This window comes from Aquitalea sp. S1-19, assembly GCF_024343515.1.
In genome coordinates this window covers 1-10,326 of sequence record NZ_RJTZ01000106.1, presented here as the reverse complement: position 1 = coordinate 10,326, position 10,326 = coordinate 1, and the positions used below count along the sequence as shown (strand labels likewise).

Sequence of the window (10,326 nt, the reverse complement as noted above, 5' to 3'; positions counted from 1 at the left end):
TCAAAAAGGTAGTCGGCCCGGGCCAGTAGCGCATCACGGTTTCACGCTCGGCAGCAGACAGCGGGCGAATCAGCGGCGCCAACTGCTCCAGGCTCGCCGCCACCACGATCAGGCCCTTGTGGTTGGGCCGGCCCTTGAGCGCAATCACCCGGCGCACCGCGCGCGCATTAAGCGGATCGCACCCCAGGCCGAAACAGGATTCGGTGGCGTAGGCAATCACCCCGCCCTCACGGTAAGCCGCACGCGCCTGAGCCAGCAGGCTAGCGGCGGGAAACTTTCTGATCTGCAAGATGAAATCGCCCAATTGATGAAGACGACATTGTAACGGGGATAGCCAGCAAGAGGGGAGCGGGAAATGGTAAAACCCGGCAACAGAAGCTTGGCACCTCCTCTCCCGGCACCGGGAGAAGAAGCGCCAGGCCGGTTACTGCTTTAGCGTCCGATGGCGCGGTAGCCGATGTCGCGGCGCAGCTGGCAACCGTCAAACTCGATCTGGTCTGCAACCGCATAAGCACGCGCCTGCGCATCAGCCACGGTGTCGCCCAGACCGACCGCGCACAGCACACGTCCGCCGGATACCACCGCTGCGCCATCTGCGTTCTGAGCCGTCCCGGCGTGGAACACCATGCCGTCGGCCGTCGCCGCCGGAATGCCGCTGATCACGGCACCCTTTTGCGGCGCATCCGGATAGCCGGCAGCCGCCAGCACCACGCCCAGCGCCACGCGGCTATCCCATTCGGCCGTGACCTGATCCAGCTTGCCGTCGATGCCGGCGTCCAAGAGTTCGGTAAAGTCAGACTTCATGCGCGCCATGATGGGCTGGGTTTCCGGGTCGCCGAAGCGGCAGTTAAACTCGATGGTAAACGGCTGGCCGGCCTTGTCTATCATCAGCCCGGCGTACAGGAAGCCGGTATAGGCATGGCCGTCCTTTTTCATCCCCGCCACCGTCGGCAGAATGATCTCGCGCATGGCGCGCTCGTGCACCTCGGGCGTCACCACCGGTGCCGGGCTGTAGGCCCCCATGCCGCCGGTGTTCGGGCCCTGGTCGCCATCGAGCAGGCGCTTGTGGTCCTGACTGGTGGCCATCGCCAGCACATGCTCGCCATCGACCATCACGATAAAGCTGGCCTCCTCGCCTTCGAGGAAGTCTTCGATCACCACGCGTGCACCGGCCGAGCCCATCTTGTTGCCCAAGAGCATGTCGTCGATGGCGGCATACGCTTCTTCCAGCGTCATCGCCACCACCACACCCTTGCCGGCGGCCAGGCCATCGGCCTTGATCACGATCGGTGCGCCGCGCTCCGTTACATAGGCGCGTGCCTCGGCGGCGTCGGTGAAGGTCTGGTAGCCGGCGGTCGGAATGCCGTGGCGCTGCATAAAGGCCTTGGCAAAGTCTTTCGAACTCTCCAGCTGCGCGCAGTACTGGGTCGGCCCGAAGATGCGCAGGCCGGCGGCGCGGAAGGCGTCGACCACGCCGGCGGCCAGCGGCGCCTCGGGGCCGACCACGGTCAGCGCGATGTTCTCTGCCTTGGTAAAGGCGACCAGTTCGGCAATATCGCTGATTGCGACATTGCTGAGGCGCGCATCCAGCGCGGTGCCGGCATTGCCCGGCGCGACAAAGACCTTGGCCGCACGTGGCGACTGTGCGATGCGCCAGGCCAGCGCGTGTTCGCGCCCGCCGGAGCCGATAACGAGGATATTCATCAATCAATCTCCAGATTGCATGCCGCTGCCGCCATCAGGCACCGATACCGGCATGCTCAAATCAAAACTGCCAGCGTGCCCAGGTAAACAGCACATTGCCATTACCCGAACCGCCGGGGATATAAGTTGTCTGCAGCGCGAAGCGTCCATACTCGACCGACAGCAGGGGCAGAAGAACCGGGAGCGGGATATAGTCATAATCCTTGCGCGCCGTCACACCCGCCGTAAAACCGGCACCCAGACGGAAATCTCCGCCCCACGGGCGCCACATTTTCTGGAAACCATAACCGGCAATCGGTTCGATATCCTTGTGGGAATCGAGAAAAGCCATCGCATACCAGGCATGCCAGTCACCATCGGCGTCGTAGCGGTACTTGCCGCCCCCCAGCCCCCAGGGATCTTCGTTGTAGCCGGCAATTTTCTCGGCCGAATACTTGGAACGGTTGTGCCAGGCATTCAGCGGGACATATAACTCGTACTGCTGGGATGCCCAAGTTTCCGCCATCGTGGCTTGAGTCCGGGACCACCATCCCGCTGGTGCTTCGCCTTCTTCCGCCCAGGCGCAGGGCGTTAACAATGCGCCACCCAGGGCACCCAGAACCACCCAGCGGGTGACAACAGAACTTGACATGCAAACCTCTCACTCAGAGACCGGGTTGCCAATGGCAAGCCGGCCTTGCAAAAGGCTCGCATGATACGCCAGACGCCAAGGCTGCAGACAATATAAAAATCTCTGACTAGCCAAATCTGCTCCCAGCCTGAGCCGGGAGCAGGACAAGCAGGCTTAATGGCGGAAGTGGCGCACGCCGGTGAGTACCATGGCGATGCCGTGTTCGTCAGCTGCGGCGAATACTTCTTCGTCGCGCATCGAGCCACCCGGCTGGATGATGGCCTTGATGCCCTGCTCGGCGATCACATCAATGCCGTCGCGGAACGGGAAGAAGGCGTCGGAAGATGCAACCGCGTTCTGCAGCGACAGGCCGGCGTCAGCCGCCTTGCGTGCGGCGATGCGGGTGGAGTCGACGCGGCTCATCTGGCCGGCACCGATACCGGCAGTCTGGCCGTTGGCGCAGAACACGATGGCGTTAGACTTCACATACTTGGCCACACGCCATGCAAACAGCAGATCCTTCATTTCCTGCTCGGTCGGCGCACGCTTGGTCACCACGCGCAGTTCGTCGAGGCCGACGTTGCGGATATCCGGGGTCTGCACCAGCACGCCGCCGCCGACGCGCTTGAGTTCGTAATGGTTGGCACCGGCTTCCAGCGGAATTTCCAGTACGCGCACATTTTTCTTAGCGGCGATGATGGCTTTGGCTTCATCGGTAAAGGCCGGGGCGATCAGCACTTCGAGGAACTGGCCGGTGACCGCTTCCACCGTTTCGGCATCGACCGGACGGTTGAAGGCGATGATGCCGCCAAAGGCGCTGGTGGTATCGGTGGCAAAGGCCAGACGGTAAGCGGACAGCGTATCGGCCGCGATGGCCACGCCGCACGGGTTGGCATGCTTGACGATCACGCAGGCCGGTTGCTCGAAGGTCTTGACCGCTTCCCACGCTGCATCACTGTCGGCGATATTGTTGTACGACAGCTCCTTGCCCTGCAGCTGGCGGTAATTGGCGATGGAGCCGGCCGCCGGTTCCAGGTCGCGGTAGAAGGCGGCCGCCTGATGCGGGTTCTCGCCGTAGCGCATGTCCTGCACCTTGACCCACTGTGCATTCAGGCGATCCGGGAAAGCCACGCGGTCCGGCGTGCCGGTAATCGCTTCTGGCGCCAGGCTGGTCAGATAGTTGGAGATCGCGCCATCGTAAGCAGCAGTATGGGTGAATGCCTTCTTAGCCAGCTCGAAGCGGGTCTTCTTCGCCAGTTTGCCGGCATTGGCCGCCATTTCCTCGACCAGACAGCCGTAGTCGGCCGCGTCGGTGACGATGGCGACATGTGCCCAGTTCTTGGCGGCAGAGCGCACCATGGTCGGGCCGCCGATATCGATATTCTCGATCGCGTCCTCGATGGTGCAGCCTTCCTTAGCGATGGTGGCGGCAAACGGGTACAGGTTGACGCAGACGAGGTCGATATTGCCGATATCGAATTCGGCCATCTTGGCTACATGCTCGGGCAGATCACGCCGACCGAGAATGCCGCCATGCACCTTGGGATGCAGGGTCTTGACGCGACCATCCAGCATTTCCGGAAAGCCGGTGTAATCCGACACCTCGATCACAGGCACCTGGTTGTCGGCCAGCAATTTGGCCGTACCGCCGGTGGACAGGATTTCCACGCCTTGTGCCGCCAATGCACGGGCAAATTCGAGAACGCCGGTTTTATCGGAAACACTGATCAACGCGCGTGCTATCTTGGTCATCTGCTTCTATTCCCTTTGAGTCTACTGCCACACCATAAAAAACCGGCAAGCCCTGACGGGGTTGCCGGTTTATCTGTTAAATCAGACTGTAAGCCTTCATCTTCTTGCGCAAGGTATTGCGGTTCAGCCCCAGTAATTCGGCTGCCCGCGTCTGGTTGCCCTGGGTATGCACCAGCACCACCTCGATCAGCGGCTTTTCCACGCAAGCCAATACCATGTCGTATACCGCAGTCGGCGTTTCGCCGTCCAGATCGCGGAAATACTGCTCCATCGCCAGTTTGACGGAGTGGGAAATGTGTTCGTGATTCTGCATGGTATCGGCTGTCTTTGCTTATTCGGGAGCACGCACGGGGCGGCTGCTAGGTTCATCTATATACTGCAGGCGCTCGGAAGCCTCGCACAGCCTATCGAAATAGCCGGCCACGGCTAAGTGCTGCGCCTCGGTGCTTTCCAGCTGGTACATGGCCTGGCGGAATGCATTGCCGCCGGCCAGCGCCTTGGTGTACCAGGCAATATGCTTGCGCGCGATGCGGCAGCCGGAGTACTCGCCGTAAAACGCATACAGCTCGTCCAGATGGGCCAGCAATACCGCACGAATTTCCGCCACGCGCGGCGGCGGCAAATGCTCGCCCGTATCGAGATAATGCTGGATCTCGCGAAAGATCCACGGCCGGCCCTGTGCGGCGCGCCCTATCATGATCGCGTCGGCACCGGTGGCTTCCAGTACGAAACGCGCTTTTTCCGGGCTGTCGATGTCGCCATTGGCGATCACCGGAATGCTCAGCGCCTGCTTGACCGCGGCGATCGTCTCGTACTCGGCCTCGCCGTGATACAGATCTTCGCGGGTACGTCCGTGCACGGCCAGCGCGGCGATGCCTGACTGCTCGGCCAGACGCGCGATGGCGAGCGCATTCTTGTGCTCGCGGCTCCAGCCGGTGCGGATTTTCAGCGTCACCGGTACATCAACCGCGCCCACTACCGCCTCGAGTATGCGCGCTACCAAGGCTTCGTCGCGCATCAGCGCGGAGCCGGCGGCGACATTGCATACCTTCTTGGCCGGGCAGCCCATATTGATGTCGATAATCTGCGCGCCCTGATCCACATTCATGCGCGCCGCCTCGGCCATTTCGGCCGGATCTGCACCGGCGATCTGCACCGAGATCGGCTCAACCTCGCCGCTATGGTCGGCACGGCGCAAGGTCTTGGCCTTGTGCCACAACGTCTTATTGGAGGTGATCATTTCCGACACCGCCATCCCCGCGCCCATGGACTTGCACAGCATGCGAAACGGCCTGTCAGTCACGCCGGCCATAGGCGCGACAATCAGCTGGTTTTTCAGCAGGTAAGATCCGATTTGCATGCGGGTAACGGCGTTCAGGCGGCGAAGGGTCGCCATTGTAATGCTTTTTGCCGGGACGGGGGAGAGGCGATTGCCTGTTTTTTGCACTATCCGTGCGGCGGAAAGTGGCAAAGACAAAGAGTTTAGTCTATAGCTATCGCCGTCTGGCAGACGAGACTAGCTGGATGAGGTGGAAAGTCGACCGATAAGCCGGGTTCTGTCGTTGAACAGTCATTCCTCTAGACCTGCCGTTACCGACAGGCTCAAGCAACCTACCCGGGTACAGCGCGGGCCACGCCAATGTACCCCTATTTGGTCTTGCTCCGGATGGGGTTTAGCCTGCCGTTGAATGTTGCCACCAACGCGGTGCGCTCTTACCGCACCTTTTCACCCTTACCTGTGCCGTGCGACAGCGTGCTGGCAAGCCAGCGCTGGTGCAGGACGTACACCCTGAAGGGCGCGTATCCTGGCCTGTCGCGTTGGTGCTGCACCTTGCGGTGAAGCACCCAGCCATCGGCGGTTCTGCTCTCTGTTCCACTTTCCGTCGCCTCACGGCGCCCGGTCGTTAACCGGCATCCTGCCCTATGGAGCCCGGACTTTCCTCCCCGTGACTTAACACGCGGCGACTGTCTGGTCGACTTTCCGGGGCGGATTGTAACACCGGAGGGAAGAGACAGGGAGTGGGGAGTCGTGAATAGGGAGTAAAAAACCGCTGAGTCCTACTCCCTACTCCCTATTCCCTGCCCTTCAGTCAAATCTCACCGTATAACGGCTCTCGATGTCGACCGTGGTGCCGGCCTTGATCTGCGCCGACCAGCCCTTGCTGAGCTGGTAGACCACTTTGACGGCCTGGGTGGCGCTGGTAATGCCGTACTCGTAGCCCAGATACAGCGACTGCGACAACTGTCGCCCCAGTGTCACCACCTGCTCGGCCGGGTTGACCGTGCCGTTGGCCAGCGTTTTTTCGCTGCGCGAAGTCAGCCCGATATCGTCGAACAGCCCCAGCTTGTCATTGATGGCACCGGCCAGGAAACCGCCGGCCGAAGCCGCCAGCGCGCTATCGTCCTGACCGCCACTGCTAGCCGAGCGCCCCAGAATCAGCCACGCCAGTTTTTCCTTCTCCGACATCGGCTCATCCGCCACCAGTTGCACCTTGGGGTAGAGCACCGAACCGCTGACTTCGACCCCGGCCCCGACCGGTGACATCCGGCGCTGTGCGCGTATCGCCAATCCAGGGTTGTCGACGGCGCCGCTAAAGGAAATCACGCCCTTGCTGATATCCAGGTCCTGGCCATAAGCCTTGAAGCGGCCATCCACCGTATTGACCTGGCCATAAACGGCCAGCGCCTCACCCGGCTTGGCTTGCAACTGCAGATTCCCTTCCAGACGGGTGGCCAGACCGGCACCGCTAAAGCGGAAGTTATCGCCCAGATCTAGCTTGAGATTCATGGCAAACGGCAAGCTGGCTGCACCCGCTTCCGGCTGCACCCGCCCGATAACCACCACATCCGGCCCCAGCGCCGGCGCGCCGAATTTGGGCATTTCCAGTCGCGCACGGTCAATCTTGATTGCCCCATCCAGTACGACCGCCTTGTCATCCAGATTCAGATTGACCAGGCCCGACAGCACCACCCTTTGCCCGGGGCGGGAAATGGCGCGGAACTTATCCATTTTGAACACCACTTGTGCTGCGGGCTTGCCATCCACCAGCGCCAGTTTCCCCGTGGCACTCAGGTTGTCGTTATTGTCGAAAGTCAGCCGCTCCAGCCACAACTCGCGCCCGGCAAAACGCGCCGCCAGCGTGCCGTCTTTCAGGGCGATGCCGTTGAGGCGGTCACTAAAGGCGAGCCCACTGGCGCTGATCGGGCCAGAGAGCTGCGGCGCACCCAGCGTGCCGCTGATCGCCAGATCGGCCGTCGCCCGTCCGCCCATGGTCTGTCCCAGCGCAAGCCAGCCCTGAAAGGCCGACAAGGCAGGCACATCGCCCTGCACGCTGGCGCTCAACGGCGAAGCCGCCGAGTAACGCCCGCCCAGCGTCTGGATGCGACCCTGGCCATTCAGGCTAGCCAGTGCGCTGGATAGCTGCATGCGCCAGATCAAGCCCGTGCCATCAAGCTGTGCCTGCAGGCGCGCATTGCTTAGCCCCAGCGCCTGAGTGCCGGACTTGGCCGGCAACAACACATCACCCGCTTCACGCTGCAGATTCACCTGCCCTTGCGGCACGCCGCCGGCCATACGCAACGTCCAATCGCCGCCCAGCACCAGGTTTTCTTGCAGCGGCAAGCTCAGCCAGGGCGACAGCGCCGCCAGTTGCACACCGCGCACACTGCCAGCCGTTTCGATGCCGCCGGCACGTGACCAGGCCGTTTTTTGCAGCGTCCAGTCGGTGTCCAGCGCCCGCCAGCGCCCGGCTCCCAGACTCACCGCATCGGCCGCCACACTCAGGCTCAGCGGCTGCAACAATTGCAGCGCAGGCTCGCCGCTCACGCTCAGCCGCGCCAGCGTGCCCTGCCAGACACTGGCATCGGACAAGCCGCCATTGAGTTCGGTCGACAAGACAAAGGGCTTGCCTTGCAATTGCAGCTTGCCATCCAGGCTCACACGATGGCGGCTACGCACCCCCTGGCCTGCCAATATCAGTTGCTCGACATCCAGTGTGCCGGCGCGCAGACCGGCGAGTCTTGCATCCAGCTTGAAAGGGCTGGCGCCGCTGGCCGCCAATTCTCCCTCGGCATTCAGGCTGGCGATGCTCAAGTCGCCAGGCAGGCGCAGGGCATTCGCGTCCAGCTTGGCGCTGAACAAGGGCTGCGCCGGCGTGCCGGCCAGCAAAACGCGCGCATTGGCACGCCCGGCAAAGGCGGGCCCCAGCAGCGCCAGATTGTCGGCCTGCAACAAAAGTTGCAGCTTGTCGCCCGGCTTGCCGTAAGCGCCGCTGGCCTGCAACCGGTTGCCGCCCAATAGCAAAGAGGCATTGAGCCGGCTTAAGCGGTCGGCCTGCCAGTGCGCCTCAGCGCGACCGCTCAGTGGCGCACCCGAGAGCTGGCTGGGGGTCAGCATCAGGCTGACATCCCCTTGCGGCGCGCCGGCGAGCCTGGCATCCACGTTCAGGTTGGCATTGATGCTGCCCTGCGGCAGATCCTTGCTCAGCGCGCCCGGATTAAAGGCCTTGAGCGTTCCGTTCAAGCTCAGGCGCTGCGCGGCATCCAGACCCAGCCGGCCACTGACATCCATCACCCCGTTGCCGGTACTCGCACGCAGACGGCGGATATCCAGTGCTTCGGTCTTGCCGCGCAACCAGGCAAGCTCGCCATTCAGGCGCAGCTTGTCGGCGCTTAAGTCCAGCGTCAGCAGGGGACGCATTTTTTCACCGCCAAGCGCGACCTTGCCCGACACGGTTTGCGCCGGGGCGGCCGCCGAAATGGCACGCAGCGACAAGCGCTCCAGCGCCAGCTTGAGATCGAAATCTTGCGGGGTAAAGACACCGGCGATGCCGACCCGGCCATCGGCCACATTGGCAAAGGCATCCGACAGCGTCAGCGCATCCTGATTGACACGGAAAGTCGCCACCGCCAGCGACAGGGGCAGGCGCTGCGCCGACACCGGGCCCGGCGCGGCATTAATCAGCGACAAACCGCCGGAAAGCGCGTCGTCGCCGGCAGGCTGCGCTTCCACCGCCATCGACAACTGCGCCTGCGGCGCGCCGGGAAACAGCATGGCCGGATTGATATTACCCAGCCGTATCGACAGGGTTTTGATCTTGCGGTAAATCACCGGAGCAAACGGCACAAACTGCCCGTCCACCTCGGCCACCACCCCGGTAGCCTCTCCCTTGAGCGCAAGTGTGGGCGCCAGCAAGGAGCCACCCAGGTTGGCATAGGCCTGCACCTTGCGTCCATCCAGTTCGCCCCCCAGCTCCACCCGCCCGCCCAGTGCAAAAGGCGCGTCGGCCGCCAATGCCAGCGAACCGGCGGCACTGCCCCAGGGCGAATGCAGCGACTCCAGCGCCAGCGCATGCTGTCCACCCTGATAAAGGTAGGAGCCGGCCAGGTCCTGGAACACCAGTGCCTGCGGCTGCAGACTCAAGCTTTGCAAGGACACATGGCTGACCTCGATATCCAGCGGCAAGGCAAGCGATGCAGGCGCGCTTAAGGGCTCGCCCGAGGCGGGACTACGGTCATCCAGCAGCACACTGCCCAGTTCGAGCCGGTTAATGATCAGCTTGCGCTGCCACAGCGCGCCCGGCTGCCAATCCAAGGCGATACGGGATAGCTCGATACGCTTAAGCGGCGTCTGCCAGCGCAGGCCTTGCAACTGGAAGCCGCGCCACAAGGTGCCTTCGACCCTGGCAACCGATAGCGCACCCTGACTGGCCTGAGCCGCCAGCTGCCACAGCCGGGCAAAGCCGGCTTCGCTGCCGGTTAACCAGCCCAGTGCACCGAAAACGGCAAACAGCATGGCCAGCAAGGCAAGCAGGATACGCCGGCCCCAGCGCCGGCGCGGGGCGGAAGGTTCGGGCGCAGGGGCATCCTGCGGTGGTGGCTCAGTATTCGGCATCATCGGTATTCGTTCAGAAAGGCAGGCCCAGACTCATGGTCCAGCGCCATTTGCGGTCGGTATCGCCACGCGCCAGATCAAAGGCGATCGGTGCCACCGGGCTTAGCCAGCGCACACCGAAGCCGAAGCTGCGGGCCAGTTCGAAATGCTTCCAGCTATCGGCGGCATTACCCATATCGTGGAACAGGCCCAGACGCCAGTGCGGTGCAACAGTAAACAGATATTCCAGCGAACCGGTTGCCATCACCCGCCCGCCCAAGACCGAGCCATTGGGGCCGGCAACGCCCAGGCTCTCGTATTCGAAACCGCGCACGCTATTGACGCCGCCGGCACGGAACAGCAGGGATGAGGGCACTTTGTCGGTTTG

8 protein-coding genes and 1 other RNA gene are annotated in these 10,326 nt (G+C 62.7%); all 9 read right to left on the bottom strand.

Annotated features, from left to right (window positions below; translation table 11 throughout):
* Positions 1 to 289: L-threonylcarbamoyladenylate synthase (locus tag EGI20_RS14160; RefSeq protein ID WP_498632251.1), on the bottom strand; the 289-nt coding region annotated here is incomplete at its 3' end.
* A gap of 143 nt (positions 290 to 432) precedes the next feature.
* A complete protein-coding gene (purD, locus tag EGI20_RS14155) occupies positions 433 to 1,704 on the bottom strand; it encodes a phosphoribosylamine--glycine ligase (RefSeq protein ID WP_498632249.1) in 1,272 nt (423 codons plus the stop codon).
* Positions 1,705 to 1,765: 61 nt separating this feature from the next.
* Positions 1,766 to 2,335, bottom strand: coding sequence for a lipid IV(A) palmitoyltransferase PagP (pagP, locus tag EGI20_RS14150; RefSeq protein WP_498632248.1), 570 nt, complete (start codon positions 2,333 to 2,335; stop codon positions 1,766 to 1,768).
* Positions 2,336 to 2,488: 153 nt separating this feature from the next.
* Positions 2,489 to 4,066, bottom strand: a complete 1,578-nt coding sequence (gene purH, locus EGI20_RS14145) for a bifunctional phosphoribosylaminoimidazolecarboxamide formyltransferase/IMP cyclohydrolase (RefSeq protein WP_498632247.1) — start codon at positions 4,064 to 4,066, stop codon at positions 2,489 to 2,491.
* A gap of 76 nt (positions 4,067 to 4,142) precedes the next feature.
* Positions 4,143 to 4,379, bottom strand: a complete 237-nt coding sequence (locus EGI20_RS14140; protein ID WP_124735051.1) for a helix-turn-helix domain-containing protein — start codon at positions 4,377 to 4,379, stop codon at positions 4,143 to 4,145.
* Positions 4,380 to 4,397: 18 nt separating this feature from the next.
* Complete coding sequence (dusB, locus tag EGI20_RS14135) at positions 4,398 to 5,426, bottom strand: tRNA dihydrouridine synthase DusB (protein WP_124735107.1); 1,029 nt, start codon at positions 5,424 to 5,426, stop codon at positions 4,398 to 4,400.
* A gap of 169 nt (positions 5,427 to 5,595) precedes the next feature.
* Positions 5,596 to 6,047: RNase P RNA component class A (rnpB, locus tag EGI20_RS14130), an RNA gene on the bottom strand.
* A gap of 105 nt (positions 6,048 to 6,152) precedes the next feature.
* Positions 6,153 to 9,962, bottom strand: a complete 3,810-nt coding sequence (locus tag EGI20_RS14125) for a translocation/assembly module TamB domain-containing protein (protein ID WP_498632245.1) — start codon at positions 9,960 to 9,962, stop codon at positions 6,153 to 6,155.
* 10 nt (positions 9,963 to 9,972) lie between these two features.
* A partial coding sequence (locus EGI20_RS14120; RefSeq protein ID WP_498632244.1) for a BamA/TamA family outer membrane protein occupies positions 9,973 to 10,326 on the bottom strand: 354 nt, incomplete at its 5' end.

Bases quoted from the DNA above. Each gene is read 5' to 3' on its own strand.
- purH (WP_498632247.1), bottom strand. From the start codon at position 4,066: ATGACCAAGATAGCACGCGCGTTGATCAGTGTTTCCGATAAAACCGGC.
- purD (WP_498632249.1), bottom strand. From the start codon at position 1,704: ATGAATATCCTCGTTATCGGCTCCGGCGGGCGCGAACACGCGCTGGCC.
- pagP (WP_498632248.1), bottom strand. From the start codon at position 2,335: ATGTCAAGTTCTGTTGTCACCCGCTGGGTGGTTCTGGGTGCCCTGGGT.
- dusB (WP_124735107.1), bottom strand. From the start codon at position 5,426: ATGCAAATCGGATCTTACCTGCTGAAAAACCAGCTGATTGTCGCGCCT.
- EGI20_RS14125 (WP_498632245.1), bottom strand. From the start codon at position 9,962: ATGATGCCGAATACTGAGCCACCACCGCAGGATGCCCCTGCGCCCGAA.
- EGI20_RS14140 (WP_124735051.1), bottom strand. From the start codon at position 4,379: ATGCAGAATCACGAACACATTTCCCACTCCGTCAAACTGGCGATGGAG.